At 71.7% G+C, this 16,291-nt stretch carries 14 protein-coding genes and 1 tRNA gene; 10 read left to right on the top strand and 5 right to left on the bottom strand.

The genetic code is table 11. The annotated features are described in order from the left end of the window. The first annotated feature begins 124 nt into the window (after positions 1–124). From MLY01S_RS04055 to MLY01S_RS04045, 3 genes are all read left to right on the top strand, one after another. Complete coding sequence (locus MLY01S_RS04055; RefSeq protein WP_067189557.1) at positions 125–1,600, top strand: helix-turn-helix transcriptional regulator; 1,476 nt, start codon at positions 125–127, stop codon at positions 1,598–1,600. 74 nt (positions 1,601–1,674) lie between these two features. Then, positions 1,675–2,172 carry a DUF456 domain-containing protein gene (locus tag MLY01S_RS04050; RefSeq protein ID WP_067189555.1) on the top strand — a complete coding sequence of 166 codons (498 nt, stop codon included), beginning with the start codon at positions 1,675–1,677 and terminating at the stop codon, positions 2,170–2,172. Positions 2,173–2,318: 146 nt separating this feature from the next. Beyond that, positions 2,319–2,525, top strand: a complete 207-nt coding sequence (locus MLY01S_RS04045) for a hypothetical protein (protein ID WP_135103317.1) — start codon at positions 2,319–2,321, stop codon at positions 2,523–2,525. A 179-nt stretch (positions 2,526–2,704) separates the two neighbouring features. Here the strand turns inward: MLY01S_RS04045 and MLY01S_RS04040 are convergent, their stop codons facing one another. Together MLY01S_RS04040 and MLY01S_RS04035 are read right to left on the bottom strand one after the other, a co-directional pair. Next, positions 2,705–3,454: a FadR/GntR family transcriptional regulator gene (locus MLY01S_RS04040; protein WP_067189551.1), complete on the bottom strand. Its 750-nt coding sequence runs from the start codon at positions 3,452–3,454 to the stop codon at positions 2,705–2,707. After that, positions 3,451–5,124 (bottom strand): L-lactate permease, encoded by a 1,674-nt coding sequence (locus tag MLY01S_RS04035; protein WP_067189549.1) that lies wholly within the window; start codon positions 5,122–5,124, stop codon positions 3,451–3,453. The genes MLY01S_RS04040 and MLY01S_RS04035 overlap by 4 nt, the downstream gene beginning before the upstream one ends. A gap of 436 nt (positions 5,125–5,560) precedes the next feature. On the opposite strand from MLY01S_RS04035, the gene MLY01S_RS04030 reads away from it, so the two are divergent. The 3 genes from MLY01S_RS04030 to MLY01S_RS04020 are packed head-to-tail and all read left to right on the top strand — an operon-like array spanning position 5,561 to position 8,684. Continuing rightward, the gene (locus MLY01S_RS04030; RefSeq protein WP_067189547.1) at positions 5,561–6,478 is read left to right on the top strand and encodes a (Fe-S)-binding protein; all 918 of its coding nucleotides are present in this window, start codon (positions 5,561–5,563) and stop codon (positions 6,476–6,478) included. After that, entirely contained in the window at positions 6,475–8,025 is a 1,551-nt protein-coding gene (locus tag MLY01S_RS04025; RefSeq protein ID WP_067189545.1) for a LutB/LldF family L-lactate oxidation iron-sulfur protein, read from the top strand. The genes MLY01S_RS04030 and MLY01S_RS04025 overlap by 4 nt, the downstream gene beginning before the upstream one ends. Beyond that, entirely contained in the window at positions 8,022–8,684 is a 663-nt protein-coding gene (locus tag MLY01S_RS04020; RefSeq protein ID WP_067189543.1) for a LutC/YkgG family protein, read from the top strand. The genes MLY01S_RS04025 and MLY01S_RS04020 overlap by 4 nt, the downstream gene beginning before the upstream one ends. A gap of 108 nt (positions 8,685–8,792) precedes the next feature. On the opposite strand, the gene MLY01S_RS12770 is transcribed toward MLY01S_RS04020, so the two are convergent. Together MLY01S_RS12770 and MLY01S_RS04015 are read right to left on the bottom strand one after the other, a co-directional pair. Beyond that, the gene (locus tag MLY01S_RS12770) at positions 8,793–8,921 is read right to left on the bottom strand and encodes a putative transporter small subunit (RefSeq protein ID WP_209279948.1); all 129 of its coding nucleotides are present in this window, start codon (positions 8,919–8,921) and stop codon (positions 8,793–8,795) included. A gap of 32 nt (positions 8,922–8,953) precedes the next feature. Continuing rightward, positions 8,954–10,651: a sodium:solute symporter family protein gene (locus tag MLY01S_RS04015; RefSeq protein ID WP_067189541.1), complete on the bottom strand. Its 1,698-nt coding sequence runs from the start codon at positions 10,649–10,651 to the stop codon at positions 8,954–8,956. Positions 10,652–10,832: 181 nt separating this feature from the next. On the opposite strand from MLY01S_RS04015, the gene MLY01S_RS04010 reads away from it, so the two are divergent. The 4 genes from MLY01S_RS04010 to MLY01S_RS03995 all read left to right on the top strand — a co-directional run bounded on the left by MLY01S_RS04010 (position 10,833) and on the right by MLY01S_RS03995 (position 14,137). Further along, positions 10,833–11,315 carry a VanZ family protein gene (locus MLY01S_RS04010; RefSeq protein ID WP_135103318.1) on the top strand — a complete coding sequence of 161 codons (483 nt, stop codon included), beginning with the start codon at positions 10,833–10,835 and terminating at the stop codon, positions 11,313–11,315. A gap of 8 nt (positions 11,316–11,323) precedes the next feature. Further along, positions 11,324–11,396, top strand: a tRNA-Ala gene (locus MLY01S_RS04005). A gap of 267 nt (positions 11,397–11,663) precedes the next feature. Continuing rightward, the gene (locus MLY01S_RS04000; RefSeq protein WP_082739657.1) at positions 11,664–12,941 is read left to right on the top strand and encodes a glycosyltransferase; all 1,278 of its coding nucleotides are present in this window, start codon (positions 11,664–11,666) and stop codon (positions 12,939–12,941) included. Beyond that, positions 12,938–14,137: a glycosyl transferase gene (locus MLY01S_RS03995; RefSeq protein ID WP_245232147.1), complete on the top strand. Its 1,200-nt coding sequence runs from the start codon at positions 12,938–12,940 to the stop codon at positions 14,135–14,137. Before MLY01S_RS04000 ends, MLY01S_RS03995 begins: the two co-directional genes overlap by 4 nt. 38 nt (positions 14,138–14,175) lie before the next feature. Here MLY01S_RS03995 and MLY01S_RS03990 read toward each other — a convergent pair whose 3' ends face one another. After that, positions 14,176–16,239 carry a glycosyltransferase gene (locus MLY01S_RS03990; RefSeq protein WP_067189535.1) on the bottom strand — a complete coding sequence of 688 codons (2,064 nt, stop codon included), beginning with the start codon at positions 16,237–16,239 and terminating at the stop codon, positions 14,176–14,178. Positions 16,240–16,291: the final 52 nt, after the last annotated feature.

Raw genomic sequence — 16,291 nt, 5'->3', positions numbered from 1 at the left:
GAAATGCCAGAGTTCACGCACGAACGCGAGAACTGCAGGCATCCGACTCCCCATCGGAGAAAGCACCGTGAAATGTGACAGATTGCCCTCGCGTCGGCGTGTGACCGCGGTTACTCTCGTCGCCATGACTTCCGCCCCGGAACCCACGGACACCGCCCCGCGTGCCGACTCGCTCGTGCTGGGGCGCCGCCTGCGCCATCTGCGCCGCGGCGCGGGCAGGACGCTCTCGGACGTCGCGGACCGGGTAGGGGTGACCGCCTCTCACCTCTCGCTCGTCGAGAACGGGCATCGTGAGCCGCGGCTGAGCCTGCTGTCCGAGCTCGCCGAGGTGTACGGCGTGGCCGTGGAGGACCTGTTGCGCCCGGAGGCTCCGAGCCGGCGTGCAGCCCTGGAGGTGGCCGTCGAGCGGGCCCAGCGCGGCCCGCTGTTCCAGCGGCTGGGCCTGCCGGCCCTGAAGATCGGCCCGCGCACGCCGGACGACGTCCTCGAGGTGATCGCCGGACTCCAGGCGGAACTCGACCGGCAGATGGCAGAGCGGGTCTCCACACCGGAGGAGGCGCGCCGGGCGAACAGCGCGCTCCGGGAGGAGATGCGTGCGTGCGGGAACCACTACCCGGACCTGGAGCGCACGGCTCAGCAGCTGCGTGAGGTGGTGGACGCGGCGGACGGTCCGCTGACCCACCACCAGGTCTCCGCCCTGGCCGCGCACCTGGGCTTCGCCGTGCGATTCGTGCCGGACCTGCCGCACTCCACGCGATCGGTCACGGACCTGAAGAACCACAGGATCTACCTGGCCCGGTCTCGGCGCCCTGATCACGATCCCCGCGCCGTCCTGCTGCAGGCCGTGTGCTCCTCCGTGCTCGGCCTGGGGGAGCCGGAGGACTATGCGGACTTCCTGCGGCAGCGCGTCTACACGAACTACCTGGCCGCGGCGATGATGATGCCGGAGCGCGCCGCGGTGCGCCTGCTGGTGGAGGCGAAGGAGCGCCGGGACATGTCCGTGGACGACCTCCGGGACCGCTTCGGCGTCTCATGGGAGTCCGCGGCCCACCGCTTCACGAACCTCGCCACCGAGCATCTGGGGCTGACCTGCCACTTTGCGAAGGTCCACGAGTCCGGGGTGTTCCACAAGGCCTATGAGAACGACGGCATCCCGTTTCCCACGGACCACATCGGGGCGATCGAGGGGCAGACGGCGTGCCGTCATTGGGTGAGCCGGAAGGTCTTCGACGTGGCCGACCACCTCGGCGCGTTCCCGCAGTACACGGACACCCCGGCCGGCACGTTCTGGAGCGCTGCCGTGGTGGAGCCGACGTCCACGGGCTTCTACTCGTTGTCCGTCGGCGTCCCGTTCGACGGGGCCAAGTGGATGCGCGGACACGACACCTCCGCGCGCACCACGAGCCGGTGCCCGGACCCCGAATGCTGCCGGATGCCCTCGCCGGAGCTGGAGGCGGCGTGGGGAGGACAGGCCTGGCCGGCCGCCCGGGCCAACGCACACCTGCTCGCGGCGATGCCCAGCGGCGCGTTCCCGGGGGTGGAGGAGGTCCAGGTGTTCGAGTTCCTGCAGACCCAGGAGGGGCGCTGGCCGCCGGAGTGACGCGCAGCGGCCGGAGCAGCAGGCCCTGCCGCCCCGGTCACCGGATCCGCCGTGGCTGGCGCATACTGATCCCCATGGAGCTCGCCGTCGTCGCCACCGTCGTCGCCCTCGTGCTGCTCGCCGTGGGGGCGTTCGGCACCGTCTACCCGATCCTGCCCGGCTCGGTGCTGACCGCGGTCACTGCGGTGGCCTGGGCCTGGGTCGTCGGTTCGACCGCCTCGTGGACGTTCGGCCTGATCGCCGCAGGCTTGGCGATCGCCGGGGCCTCCGCCTCGGCGGTCCTCACCGGGCGCCGTCTGTACCGCGAGCGGGTGCCGCGCGGCCCGATCCTCGTCGGCATCGTCGCCGGCGTCATCGGCATGGTCGTGATCCCGGTGGTCGGCCTGTTCGTCGGCTTCGCCGCGGGCCTGTTCGGCGCTGAGTGGGCCCGCCGCAGGGACGTCCGTGCCGCGCTGTCCTCCTCCGTGGGGGCGCTGAAGGCGATGGGCCTGGGCATGCTCATCGAGTTCGCCTGCGCCTGCCTGGCCGCGTCCATGGTCACCCTCGGCGCGCTCGTCCACTTCTTCGCCTGAGCGGCCGCCTCCGCGCCCGTTTCCCGACGACGGCCGCTCGCCTCGGACGTATGAGGCGCCTTATCCTGTCCGAACCAGTCCGTAGCCTCACGCCCAGCATGTCGAGTGGGTGTGGAGTCGGAGCCGATCCGAGGTCCGCACAGGAGGTGAACAGCACGATGGGTGCAGTCATGCCGGAAATGCTCTCTGTCGAGGAGGCAACCCAGCAGTTGGCCACGCTGAAGGCAAGGCTTGAACGCCGCTACGGCAGTGTCGAGGCCTTTCGCCGTGAGGCGGAGGCCTACCGGCTCGATGAGAACGAGCAGGCTCTCTCCGACCGCCTCTCGACGCTGGAGTACCTCCTTGGCGCCTGACCCGGGAACTGACGACCTTCAGCAGGCGGCAGCGGACTTCGCGGACGAGCTCACACGGACCGTGCCATGGGCGAACCCCGAGTGCGTCCCCTTTCGTGCCATGGGCGTGGAAGGACGTGACAGGGTCGTTGTCGCGCAGTCCCCGGACACTGGGATCGACCTTGAGGCCGTGCCGGGGGTCATTCCACGATCGCGTCCTGCTCCTCGTCCTCCAGCGCCAGGGAGGAGAACCACAGGATGTGCTCACGCAGGGCGGCCACGGTCGCCTCGGTGTCCGCGGCGGTGTAGGAGGCCAGGATCTGTCGGTGCTGCTGCTGCAGTCGGGCCCGCACCTCGTCCCAATCCCGGCGGCCGGCCACGGTCTCCTGCACGTAGCCGACCGTGGCCTCGCGCAGGGACTTCATCATCGTCTCCACCACCACGTTGCCCCCGAGCGTGGACAGCAGCACGTGGAACTCGGCGTCGAGATGGTGGAAGTCCTCGGCCGGCAGGTCCGGGGAGTCCATGCGGTCCAGCAGCTCGCCGGCCCGGTGCAGGATCTGTTGAGCCTCCTCGCCGGTCTTGCCGTGCGGGCCGCGGGCGCGGCGGGCGGCGCCGGTCTCCAGCAACAGGCGGGTGGAGACGATGTCCGCCACGGGCAGCGCCTGGGTGGCCACGTGCATGCGCAGCGCCCACGTCAGCGCGGCGGAGGGCTCGGAGATCACGATCGCGCCGGCTCTCGGCCCGGACCCGGCGGCGGTGCGGACCAGGCCCATGGCGTCCAGGACGCGCACGGCCTCGCGGACGGAGGGCCGTGAGATGCCGAACTGCTCGGCCAGGACGCGCTCGCCGGGGAGTTTGTCCCCGACCTTGATCGAGCCGGCGCGCAGCTCCTGTTCCAGCCACTCCAGGACGACGGCGGAGGTGCGGGCAGTGGGAGAGTCGGTCACGGAGCCGGCACCAGCCAGTGCAGGACGTTCGACTGCAGGAACACCAGGGTGCAGACGGCCAGCAGCAGCAGCAGCGACCAGCCGACCACCTTGCGGAACACGGCGGACTCCTGGCCCTCCATGCCCACGGCGGTGGCCGCGATCGCCAGGGACTGCGGAGAGATCATTTTGCCGACCACGCCGCCGGAGGTGTTCGCGGCCACCATGAGCGCCGGGTCCAGGCCGGCATTGTGGGCGGCGGTCTGCTGCAGGGTGGCGAACAGAGCGTTCGCGGAGGTGTCAGAGCCGGTGACCGCCGTGCCGAGCCAGCCGAGCACGGGGGAGAGGAAGGCGAAGGCGGCGCCGACGCCGGCGATCGCGGTGCCCATGGCCAGGGTCTGGCCGGAGAAGTTCATGACGTAGGCCAGGGACAGCACGAGCATGATGGTCAGGGCGGAGAAGCGCATGCGCCAGAAGCAGCGTCCGATCTCGGCGAGGGCGTCGCCGAAGGACAGGGGGCGGGAGCCGCCGTCGTTCCACACGGTGTAGACCACGGCCACGATCAGACCGGTGATCAGCAGCAGGGTGCCCGGGGAGGACAGCCACTGCAGGGAGTAGACGGTGCCTCCGATCGGCTCGCCGGCGGCGTCCAGCAAGTGCCCGTCCAGGCCGGGCCACGGGATGGTCGCGTCGGTGGACTTGAGGAACGCGGGGATGTCCGCGCCCAGCGTCCAGAGCTTGGCGATGCCGAACACGGTCACCACGGCGAGGTACGGGAACACGGCCATCCAGATGCGGCGGCCGGTGAGCTCCTGGGCGGAGGTCGTGCTCGGCTCGATGCCGAGGCGGGCAGAGGCCTCGGCCGCGCCCTTCGGACGCCAGAAGCGCAGTAGCACCACGGCGGCGGCCATGGCGGCCAGGGAGGCGACCACGTCGGTGAGCTCGTAGGAGAAGTGCGCGGAGGACCACCAGATGGCCGCCGCGAAGACGCCGCCGATCACCAGCAGAGCCGGCCAGGTGTCCTTCACGCCGTGCAGGCCGTCGATCAGCGCGACCAGCAGGAAGGGCACGAAGATCGCCACGAACGGGGCCTGGTGGCCGACGATCGCGCCGATGTGCGCGGCGTCGATCCCGGTGAGCTGGCCGGCGGTGGTGATGGGGGTGCCGACGGCGCCGAAGGCGACCGGGGCGGTGTTGGCGATCAACACCACGGTGGCGGCCTTCAGCGGAGGCAGGCCGAGCGCCAGGATCATGGTGGCGGTGATGGCCACGGGGGCGCCGAAGCCGGCGAGGGCCTCGAGCATGCCGCCGAAGCAGAAGGCGATCAGCACGGCCTGGATGCGGATGTCCCCGCCGCCGATCGAGTCGAAGATCGCGCGCATGTCCTCGAAGCGGCCGGAGAGCACCGTCACCTGGTAGAACCACAGCGCCATGACCACGATCCAGACGATCGGGAACAGGCCGAACACGGCGCCCTGGCTTGCGGAGAGCAGCGCCAGGGGCGCCGGCATGCCGTAGCCGAGGATCGCGACGGCGAGCGCGGCCACGAGGGCGGCGATGCCGGCCTGCCAGGCCTTGGCCTTCACGATGATCAGCAGCAGGAAGAACGTCAGCAGCGGGACGGCGCCGAGCAGCGCCGAGAGCCCGAGGCTTCCGCCGACGGCGTCGGTGGTGGCGGTGAACGTGGACACGGTGACTCCTGGTGGTGTGCGGGCAGGCGGGATAGCTGTGGACTGACCACTGTGGTCTGACCGCAGAATGTATATGGCCCGGGTCACAGTTGGCAAGCGCGGGATGATCCGGCCGGAGGTCACGCGGGACCAGGCGGCCGGAGGTCACGCGGGACCAGGCGGCCGGATGTCACGCGGAACGATCCGGCCGGACGTCACACGGGACGATCCGTCCGGACGTTACTTCGTCCCGGGCGGGGGATTCCGCCGCCCTGCCCCTCAGGTGTTGTGCCCCGTGTCACCGCGCGCTATGGTCTGACCACATCGGGGTGGCGTCGTCGGTCTCCGGTCCGCGGACCGCCCCGGGCTCCCGGACGGTCCGGGGAGCGGCCACGCCGCCGTGCCCGGCCTCCGCGTGAGAACCGAACCCGCACATCAGCCTCCATGGAGGAGCGTCATGAAGATCGCCCTGTTCGCCACGTGCATCGTGGATGCGATGTACCCGCGGGTCGCGCACGCCACCGTGCAGATCCTCGAGCGCCTCGGCCACGAGGTCGTCTTCCCTGCAGGCCAGGGGTGCTGCGCCCAGATGCACGTGAACTCCGGCTACATGGCCGACGCCCTGCCGGTGGTCCGCAATCACGTGAAGACCTTCACCGAGGCGGACTACGACCTCGCGGTGGCCCCCTCCGGCTCCTGCGTCGCCTCGCTCGGCCACCAGCAGCCGATGGTCGCCCGCCGCGGCGGGGACGAGGGCCTGGCCAAGGACGCCGAGGCCGTCGCCTCCCGCACCTACGAGCTCGCCCAGCTGCTCACGGACGTGCTCGGCGTGACCGACTCCGCCGCCCAGCTCGGCTCCTGGTTCCCGCACGCCGTCACCTACCACCCCTCCTGCCACGGCATGCGCCTGCTGCGCCTCGGCGACCGGCAGAAGGACCTGCTGCGCAGCGTCGGGGGCATCGACTTCCACGAGCTGCCGGACGCGGAGGAGTGCTGCGGCTTCGGCGGCACCTTCGCCCTGAAGAACGCGGACGTCTCCGGCGCCATGGCCGAGGCGAAGATCGCCAACGTCACCGCCTCCGGGGCGTCGCTCTGCTCTGGCGGGGACGCCTCCTGCCTCATGCACCTGGGCGGGGCCATGTCCCGCCGGGGCTCCACCGGCGCGGACGGCACCCCGCTGCGCACCGTCCACCTGGCCGAGATCCTCGCCTCCACCCGTGAGGAGCCCCTGGACGTCTCCGGCCCGCTGGAACTGTCCATTCCGGGCGGGAAGGCGACCGTCCGTCGTCGGGAATCCGCTAACACCGCGACGACGGCACCGGCCGCCGCCACTCAGCCCGCCTCCCAGCCGACCACCGAGGAGGTCTCCCGATGAGCCGCACCGACCTGGGCATGCCGACCGTCCGTCCCGCATACGGCCACGGCCACATCACCCTGGACGAGCCCTTCCCGGACTCGGCCCGCACGCAGCTGGGCAACGCCCAGATGCGCAAGAACATCCGCCACGCCACCCACTCCATCCGTGCCAAGCGGGCCAGAGTGGTGGACGAGCTGCCGGACTGGCAGCGGCTGCGTGCCGCCGGGTCGGCGCTGAAGCAGCAGGTGATGGCGGACCTGCCCGCGCTGCTCGAGCAGCTGGAGGCCAATGTCACCGCCCGCGGCGGCGTGGTCCACTGGGCCCGGGACGCCGAGGAGGCCAACCGGATCGTCACCGAGCTGGTCAAGGCCAAGGGCGTGGACGAGGTCATCAAGGTCAAGTCCATGGCCACCCAGGAGATCGGGCTCGAGGAGGCGCTGAACGCCGAGGGCATCGCCGCCACCGAGACGGACCTCGCGGAGCTGATCGTCCAGCTGGGGCATGACAAGCCCTCGCACATCCTCGTCCCGGCCATCCACAAGAACAGGAACGAGATCCGGGACATCTTCGTGCGGGAGATGGAGGAGACGGACGAGTCCCTGACCTCCGAGCCGAAGGACCTGGCCGAGGCCGCCCGGCGGCATCTGCGCGAGCGGTTCCTGCGCTCATCCGTGGCGATCTCCGGCGCGAACTTCGGCGTGGCCGAGACCGGCACGCTGTCCGTGGTGGAGTCCGAGGGCAACGGCCGCATGTGCCTGACCCTGCCGGAGACGCTGATCACGGTGATGGGCATCGAGAAGCTGGTGCCGACCTTCCAGGACCTCGAGGTCTTCCTGCAGCTGCTGCCGCGCTCCTCCACGGGCGAGCGTATGAACCCGTACACCTCCATGTGGACGGGCGTCACGCCCGGCGACGGCCCGCAGGAGTTCCACCTGGTGCTGCTGGACAACGGCCGTTCTGCGGTGCTCTCCGACCCGGCCGGCCGCTCGGCCCTGCACTGCATCCGCTGCTCGGCCTGCATGAACGTGTGCCCGGTGTACGAGCAGACCGGCGGCCACGCCTACGGCTCCGTGTATCCGGGCCCGATCGGCGCGATCCTCTCCCCGCAGCTCACCGGCGTGGAGGACGGGGCCAACGGCACCCTGCCCTACGCGTCCAGCCTCTGCGGCGCCTGCTACGACGTCTGCCCGGTGGCCATCGACATCCCGTCTATCCTGGTGCACCTGCGCGACCAGGACGTCCAGGCCACCCACGCCCGGAAGAAGGCGGAGAAGAAGGTCCCGGTGCCGTCCCAGATGGACCTGATGATGAAGGGCGCCTCCACGGTCATGTCCTCCGGCTCCCTGATGAGCCTGGCCGAGCGGGGCCTGCCGGTGGGACGCCTGCTCGCCGGCAAGGACGCGAAGCTCGGCTGGCTGCCGGGCATTGCCGGCGGCTGGACGGACCAGCGCGACGTGCCCGCCCCGCCCCAGGAGTCCTTCCGCCACTGGTGGAAGAGGAACCGTAGCGGGAGCGGTCAGCAGGATGCCGAGCAGACCACGACCTCCGAGGAGGAGCAGGCATGAACACCGCGAAGGACGAGATCCTCGGCCGCATCCGCACCGCACTGGCGGACCGGCCGCAGCCGGATACGGTGGAGCGCGACTACCGCCGCGTCTCCGAGGCGAGCCGTGAGCAGGTGGTCGAGCAGCTCGTGGACCGCCTCGAGGACTACCGGGCCAACGTCTACCGGGAGACCGCCGAGACCGTCGCCGCCCGCGTGGGCGAGCTGCTGACCGACGCCTCCTCCTACGTGGTCCCCTCCGGGCTGGAGGCCTCCTGGCTTCCCGACGACGGCGGCGCACCCGAGGCCCGCCGGCTCACCGAGCCGGCGGTCGGGTCCGCAGACGCCGGTGAGGAGCGGCGCGTGCTGAGCACGCGGGAGCTCAACGAGGTCTCCGCCGTGGTGACGAGCTCGACCGTCTCTTGCTCCGAGACCGGCACGATCTTCCTCTCCGGCCGCCCCGACGAGGGCCGCCGGGCGATCTCCCTGGTGCCGGACCACCACATCTGCGTGGTGCCGCTGGAGTCCGTGGTGGAGCTGATCCCGGAGGCGTTGGAGCGGCTCGAGCCGACCGCGCCGATCACGATGATCTCCGGTCCCTCCGCCACCAGTGACATCGAGCTGGAGCGTGTGGAGGGCGTGCACGGGCCGCGCCGGCTGGATGTGATCCTGCTCGGTTGAGGCGCTGAGGCGCTGAGGCAGACACGACGGCGGGGACGAGGCGATTGTGCCTCGTCCCCGCCGTGCTGTGTGCGCAGGGTGCGCGGAGGACGGTCCGTCCGGAACCGGTCAGATCATCGGGCGGCCCTGCCTGCGGGCCTCGCGCATCTCCTTGAAGAAGTTGCCGGCGATCACGGCGAGCACGCCGAAGACGATCACGGGCCACATCAGGACGTACACGGTCAGGGCGACGGTCATGTCAGCTGCCTCTCTGTTGTCGGTCGGTGTGCTCAGCGGGCGGCGGCGGTCTGCTTCTCGTCGGCGGTGGCCGCAAGGTCGCGGTCGTCGAAGTCGCCGGTGACCTGCTTGATGCGATCGAAGTCGAACTCCTGCGTGGAGCGGAACGACATCAGGTAGCAGACCAGGAAGGACACCGCGTACGCCACCAGCGCGCCGGAGAGCTCGAGGTAGTCACGCAGGAACCCGAAGGCCACGAAGCACATGGCCACGGAGGCGGCGATGCCCACGACCTTGCCGGCGGTCGGGCCGAAGAAGCCGAACGCCATGATGCCCAGGACCACACCCACGCCGATCACGCAGAGCGCCTCCACCACGATGCCCCACAGCCCGTCCACCGGGAACCAGCCGAAGCGGACCGGCAGGAACACGGCGAGGGCCGCCAGCACGGAGACGGTGAACGCGGCGTTGGTGACCTTCTTCCAGTAGAAGGAGGCGATCACCGGGAACACCAGGCAGCCCCAGAGGGCGCCGACGAACACCAGCAGGTCCAGGATGTTGAACTTCGCGGTGGCGAAGTACAGGGCGGCCGCGGTGGCCACGATCATGGTGATGCGGCCGATCAGCAGCATGGTCTTCGGGTCCGCGTTGCCGCGTCCCTTGGACTGCCCGTAGATGTCCGCCATGACGATCGACGACAGGGCGGACAGGTCCGAGTCCGCGGTGGAGGACAACGAGCCGATGATCATCAGGAACGCCAGGGCGACGACGGCCAGCGGCAGGTACTCGGCGACGATCTGCGGGATGAGGTTGTTCACGTCCCCGTCCATGGGGGTGATGCCGAGGTAGAGCGCCATGACGCCGAGCATGCCGATGCCGATCACCGAGCCGCCGTAGCCGATGGTGGCGGTGACGAAGGTCGGCTTGATCAGGTCCTCGCGCACGGCGAAGAGGCGCTGGGCGATGGTCTGGTTGCCGATCGCGTAGGCGAGCACGGCGGCGATGTACGGCGCGCCCTGCTTCATGAACGCCTCGGAGGAGAAGAAGTCCTGCTGCTCGGCGGTCACGTTGCCTGCGGCGACGCCGGCCTCGAACATGGCCGGTCCGCCGGCGGCGAAGAACACGGCCGGGATGATGACCACGCAGGCCCCGAGCATCGCCATGACCTGTGCGAAGTCCGTCAGCACGGAGGCGCGGAAGCCGGACCACAGGGTGTAGAGCAGGACGCCGGCCGCCACGATCAGGATGCCCGCGCCGAACGGCAGCGGGGACAGGATGGCGATCAGCGCACCGCCGGCGATGAAGTTCGAGGTCAGGGAGATGACCGAGCCGAGCACGTTGGAGCCGGCGAGCATCAGCTGGGAGGAGCGGCCGTGGCGGGCGTACATGACCTCGGCCAGGGTGTGGGCGCGCGGTGCGACGGAGCGGATGCGCTTGCCGAACGGGTAGATGAACAGGATCATCAGCGCGCCCCACAGGCCGTAGTGGATGGGGCCGGAGATGCCGTAGGTGTAGCCGGCCGAGGCGGAGGCGTACATGGAGGACGCCCAGATCCAGGTGGCGGTCATGGAGGCGGCGGAGATGCCGAAGCCGATCTTGTTGCCGGCGGTCATGTAGGAGTCTGCGTTCTCCTTGCGCCGGGAGATCGCGACCGACATCCACATGGTGCCGCCGTAGAAGACGAGCAGGAGGACGACGACGCCGACGACGCCGAGGGTGGTCAGTGTTGCTCCGTCCGAAGCGGGCGGCATGCAGGTTCCTTTCGTCAGTGTGGACACAGGACAACGGACCCGGGACAGCGTGCGGCAGGGGCGCACGCACGTGCCGGGTCCGCAGATGACCATGTCATGGATCGACTGTGAGTTTCCACCAGGAAGTCAGGGAGCGTTCACCTGGCGGTGGTGGGGTACGGGGCTTCGTATGCTGGTCTGCATGCCTGGAGCGCACCCGGAACGAGCAGGAGGTGGCCGCCGTCGTGCCCGGCCGACGGCAGACGGCGGCGGGCCGCACGGACGACGCCCCCTGCTGCCGGCCTGGGCGTGGGCCGTGCTGCTCGTGCTCGCCGTGGCGGCGCACCTGGTGGTCCTCTATCTGCCGGGGGAGGGCCTGCCCGCGCAAGGGTTCGAGATCCCCTTCCTGGACAAGCTCATCCACGTGGCGGTGTTCGCGGCGCCGACGCTGGCGGCCGTGGTGTTGGGACGCAGCGCCTGGTGGTCCGTGCCGTTCCTGGTGCACGCCCCGGTCAGCGAGTGGGCGCAGGCGACGTTCGTGCGGCAGCGCTCGGGAGACCTCTGGGACATCGTCTCGGACGTGGTGGGCGTGGTGCTCGCCGTGGCCGTCGGACGCCGGCTGCAGCGCGGATTGGTGGCCGGGCGCGAACGGGAGTATGCTTCACGGGTGCCTCTCGCAAGGTAAGTGAGCACGGGGCTATAGCTCAGTTGGTAGAGCGCGTCGTTCGCAATGACGAGGTCAGGGGTTCAATTCCCCTTAGCTCCACAGCTGGATAAGGGCCGGAATCGTTGAGATTCCGGCCCTTTTTCTTCTGTGCGCAGGACGCATCGGTGCAGGGTGACGGGCTGTGCGCAGGACTGCTCACAGGCGTGGCAGAGGGACTCGAACGGTCGAAGGCGCCCCATGGCATACAGTCAGGTTCTATCCGCGCTTCGCCGTTCCCGTCGGGGGCAGTCCAGGTGCACCCCTGGACCCGCTGCGTCATGCAGGCCCACCCGGTGTGCGGCGAATCGCCCTTCCTGAGGAGGCACCGTGCGTCTTGCACTGCTCGCGCATCCGCGCCATCCCCTGCGTCCCCCGTTCGACGGTGGGCTGGAGGCACATACCGCGCTCACGGTCCGCCACCTGGCGCGGCTCGGTCACGATGTCACGGTCTTCGCCCGGGAAGGCAGCGATCTGGAGGCCCGGGACGTCGGGCCTCGGGCAGGGTCGGTGACCGTGGTACCGACGTTGCCTGTCCTGCCCGGTCCGCGGCCGGCGCCTGAGGCGGACGGCGTGCAGGAGCAGTGCCAGACCCCGGTGAACGGCACGCGCTGGTGGTCTGCCGAGCCGTGGACGCCGCCGTCGGACGACGTCATGGACGCCGCGCTGACCGCCGCCTGCCAGCAGGTCCTCGGCGGCGGATTCGACGCCGTGCTGAACAACTCGCTCTCCCCGGTGCCGCTGCAGCTCCTGGAGGAACTGCCGATGCTGACGGTCCTCCACACCCCGGCGACTCTGCCCCGGGTGCTGGCAGTCCTGGGCCGCCCGGGCTGGCGGCCGTCTCCGCTCCACCGCTGGGCCTCGGTGTCCGCGGCGAACGCCGCCACCTGGTCCCACTGGATCCCGGGGATCGACGTGGTCCACAACGGCATCGAGACCGAGCTGTGGCAGTCCGGCTCCGAACCGGTCCCCGGCCGCGCCGTGTGGGTCGGCCGCATCACCGAGGAGAAGGGCCTGCACATGGCCATCGAGGCCGCGCGCGGGGCCGGGATGGAGCTGCACTTCGCCGGGCCGATCGCAGACCACGACTACGTGGAGCGCATGGTCTTGCCGCTGCTCGGGGAGGACACGGTGCACCGCGGGCACCTGGACCACGCGGAGGTCGCCGCGCTGATGGGGGAGGGCGAGGTCTGCCTCGTCACCCCGCTGTGGGCCGAGCCGTTCGGGCTGACCGCCGTGGAAGCCATGGCCGTCGGCACCCCGGTGGCGGCCGTGCTGACCGGCGCCATGGCCGAGGTGGTGGCGCCGCAGGCCGGGGCGCTGGCCGAGCACCACACCGCCGCCGCACTCACCGCCGCCGTGCACACCGCCCGGACACGCAGCCGCACCGCCACCCGGGCATGGGGACAGACCTTCAGCGCCGCCGCCATGGCCGAGTCCTACGACGCCCTGCTCCGTCAGGCGATCCAGCGCAGCACGTCTTCGGCGGACCGTGGGCCGGGGCCGGGGCCGGGGCCGGGCCTGGGGCCGGGGCCGAACGGCCCGACGTCGAACCGGACAGGACAGGCGCACCGCTGCAGCCCAGAGCGTCCGTGGGGCACGGTGTGAGGCGCGTCCTCTACTACGCGCACCAGCACGGTTCCGGACACCTGCAGCATGCGGCCGCGGCAGCCGGCACGGGACGGTTCGACCTCACCGTGGTCTCGGCGCACGCGCGCGCGGCGGAGGTGGTCGGCCGGGCCGCTGCCACCGCGCGGGTGCCCCGCCCGGCCGTGCTGCCCCTGCCCTCGGACCTCGTGGACGGTCACGTCCAGCCCACCGGGTCGCCGCTGCACCACACACCCACCGGCCCGGCGATCCGAGACCGGTTCGCCGCGCTCTTCGACGCCGCCCGCAGGACCGGCGCCGAGGCCGCCGTGGTGGACGTGTCCGTGGAGGCCGCGCTGTTCCTGCGCCTGGCCGGCTACCCCGTGGCACACCGCCGCATGCACGGGGACCGGACGGACGCGGCCCACCGGATCGTCTACGCCGAGGCCGACCACCTGTTCGCCCACTACCGTGCCGAACTCGAGGACCCGCGGTGGCGGGCCGAGCACGGGGACCGGACGACCTTCCTCGGCTCGGCGGATCTGACGGGGCGGCTCGAGCGGAGGGCCTCGACGCCCCCGGCCGGCCTCCGGGGAGCGCACATCGCCGTGCTCACCGCCACCGGAGGCGGGGGCGTGGCCGTGGACGCGCTCCGACGTGCGGCGGAGGCGGTCCCGCAGGCGGTCTGGCACGTGCACGGGCCGGTGCGCGGACAGGGACAGCAGGAGGCCCCCGCCTCCCTCTCCGCCGGGGCGACGGAGAGGAAGACGGAGAGGAATGCGAGCGCCCACAGGGCCACCGACGGGACCGCCCCGGCGCGTGCGGGGGAGGGCGGACTTCCCGCGAACCTCGTGCTCCACGGGTGGGCCGAGGACGTCCCCGGGGTCCTCGCCGCCGCAGACCTCGTGGTGGTCTCCGCAGGCCACGGCGGCACCGTGGAGGCGGTCGCCTCCGGACGACCCGTGGTGATGGCCCCGGAACCGCGCCCCTTCGCGGAACAGCACCGATTCGCCGAGGCCGCCCGCCGCTGCGCCGGGGTGCCCTGGGCCGTCTGGGAGGACCCGGTGACCGACTGGGCCGGCGCTGTGCAGGCCGCGGCCGAGGACCCGGGCTCCGCGGACCGTCTGGCTGCCGCCCTGCTCACCCCGCCGGACGAGTACGCCGACCTGTGGGAACGGGCCGTGGAGCGCACGATCGCCGGGCGGCAGCCGCGCTGACCGCCGGGCGGCGGCCGCGCTGACCTCCGGCCTCCGCGTCAGTAGGCGGCGTCCGCCACCTTCGCGGCGGCGAGCTCCTGTTCGGTCGGACGGCGCCGCAGCTCGAGCCGCCCGCCGTCCTCGTCCCAGTCGACGAGCCCGGCCGCGGCGAACTCGCGCAGCCAGCCCTCCATGGGCCAGAGGCCGTGCACGGCACGGAAACGCCGGGCGTTGACCAGGATGTCCTCGAGGTGGTTCAGCGGAGGACGGTGCACGCCGTGGTGCTGGTGGAACACCTCGGCCGGATGGAAGCGCAGGCCCATCCCGGCGTCACGGGCGCGGAAGGCCAGGTCCGTGTCCTCGGCGCCATAGCCGACGTAGCCCTCGTCCAGGCCGCCGATCGCCTGCAGGAGGCTGCGCCGCATCGCCAGCACGAGCGTCCACACCATGTGCCACTGTTCGGAGTCCCCGGCCGGCAGGTGTGCCCGGGCGCCGTGCGGCACGGACGCCGCGCGCAGGGCCGCGTCCTCGGGCAGGGCGGCCTCCGCGAGACCGGTCCGCTCGCGCCAGTCCGGCAGCAGGTACCGCGGCGTGCCCATCACCATCGCGTGCGGGTGGGCGGCCACCTCCGCGGCCAGCTGCTCCACGGTGCCGTCCGCGGGGAGGCAGTCCACATCCAGGAACACGAGGATCTCGGCCGATGCGAGCGCGGCGGCACGGTTGCGTGCGGCGGCCAGCGGCAGGTGCCCGTCGGCGGCCACGTGCCCCACAGTCACCGGCAGGTCCGTCTCCGGCACCTGCCCGTCAGGCTGGCCCATGAACACCACCACAACCTCATCCGGCCGGCGCGTCTGCCGTTCCAGTGCCTGCAGTACCCGGGCCAGGTGGGTGTCCCGGTCCCCGGTGATCACCAGGACGGCCACACGCTCCGCGTGCTGCCGCCGCGCAGTGCGGACCGCCCGCGCACAGGCTGCGGCGTGGGAGGACGCCACCTGGGCCCGCTGCGTCCGGCGCCACAGCGGCGGTGCCGGCTTCCGGGGGCTCAGAGCCATGCGCCGGATCGCCTCCGCTGCGGCGGCCGGGTCCTGCATCCCGACGACGGCCACCCCCTCCCCGGGGCGGCCCGCCTCCGACGCCTGTTCGCCCGGCAGGGGCGTGTCCGCCACCTGGGAGGCGATCGCACCGACGTCCGTCACCACCACCGGCGTCCCCAGGTCCCGGCACATCTCCACCCAGCCCGAGTGCGTGCCCCGCACGTAGGGCAACACGGACACGGCGGCCCGCCGCAGCAGGGCGTGGAGGGAGGCGTCGTCCAGTCGCGGGTGCTCCCACACCCGGATCCCGAGCTCCTCCGCCGAGGCCCGCAGCCGGTCTGCCCGCACCGGGTCCTGGGTGGTCTCCTGCATCTCCAACACCGCCTGTGCCGGACGGCCCTGCGCCCGCAGCCGTCGCACCCCCTCCGCGACGGCAGGCAGCAGCGGCTCCGGGTCCACGGAGGCGCGCAGGTCCTTGGCATGCACCAGCACCAGGAGCTCCTCGCCGGGACCGGGACCCTCGCCCGCGGCGTCCTCGTCCTCCCGGTCCAGCGGCAGCACGTGCGGGTGCGGGATCACGATGGCTTCACGCCCGTAGTCCTTCCGCACAGCCTCCGCGGCCCCGGTGGAGAGCGTCACCACCTCGTCCGCGGCGGCCAGCAGCACGGCCAGCCGAACCCGGTGCGCGGGCTGCTCGGACTCCGGCAGGTGGGGGTTCTCCAGGTCATGGACGGTGACCAGCACGGCTGTGCCGACGTCATCGGCGGCATCCATGGCCGCCTGCAGCTGAGCCGGGGTGAAGTGCTCGAAGCCGAAGTGCACGTGCAGCACGTCCGGGCGGTGCTCGCGGATCCACTCCGGGGTCAGGGCGGACGGCGGCCACCACACGCCCGGTTCCGCTCCGGGGACCTCCGGGTCGGGCAGGTGCTCCACTGACGTGGCCGTCGCATCACCCCCGGACCCGGCTCCGTGGGGGCCGGACGGGCCCGCAGCGGCGTCACGCTCGCCGTCGGGAGAGGAGTCCGGGAGGGGGAGCAGGTGCCGTACATACGGGTGGTCCGCGGGAACGGGCTGGACGATGAGCGGCATGCATACTCCTGACGGCGGCGACGCCCAGCGCTTCTCCTGCGGGCGGGCCGCC

It is taken from the genome of Micrococcus lylae NBRC 15355, from assembly GCF_001570885.1.
Lineage (GTDB): Bacteria > Actinomycetota > Actinomycetes > Actinomycetales > Micrococcaceae > Micrococcus > Micrococcus lylae.
Note: the sequence above shows the minus strand (reverse complement) of the source record. Positions and strands in the feature narration are given on the sequence as shown.

Bases quoted from the DNA above. Each gene is read 5' to 3' on its own strand.
- MLY01S_RS04025 (WP_067189545.1), top strand. From the start codon at position 6,475: ATGAGCCGCACCGACCTGGGCATGCCGACCGTCCGTCCCGCATACGGC.
- MLY01S_RS04050 (WP_067189555.1), top strand. From the start codon at position 1,675: ATGGAGCTCGCCGTCGTCGCCACCGTCGTCGCCCTCGTGCTGCTCGCC.
- MLY01S_RS12770 (WP_209279948.1), bottom strand. From the start codon at position 8,921: ATGACCGTCGCCCTGACCGTGTACGTCCTGATGTGGCCCGTGATCGTC.
- MLY01S_RS04010 (WP_135103318.1), top strand. From the start codon at position 10,833: ATGCCTGGAGCGCACCCGGAACGAGCAGGAGGTGGCCGCCGTCGTGCC.
- MLY01S_RS04020 (WP_067189543.1), top strand. From the start codon at position 8,022: ATGAACACCGCGAAGGACGAGATCCTCGGCCGCATCCGCACCGCACTG.
- MLY01S_RS04055 (WP_067189557.1), top strand. From the start codon at position 125: ATGACTTCCGCCCCGGAACCCACGGACACCGCCCCGCGTGCCGACTCG.
- MLY01S_RS03990 (WP_067189535.1), bottom strand. From the start codon at position 16,239: ATGCCGCTCATCGTCCAGCCCGTTCCCGCGGACCACCCGTATGTACGG.
- MLY01S_RS04030 (WP_067189547.1), top strand. From the start codon at position 5,561: ATGAAGATCGCCCTGTTCGCCACGTGCATCGTGGATGCGATGTACCCG.
- MLY01S_RS04015 (WP_067189541.1), bottom strand. From the start codon at position 10,651: ATGCCGCCCGCTTCGGACGGAGCAACACTGACCACCCTCGGCGTCGTC.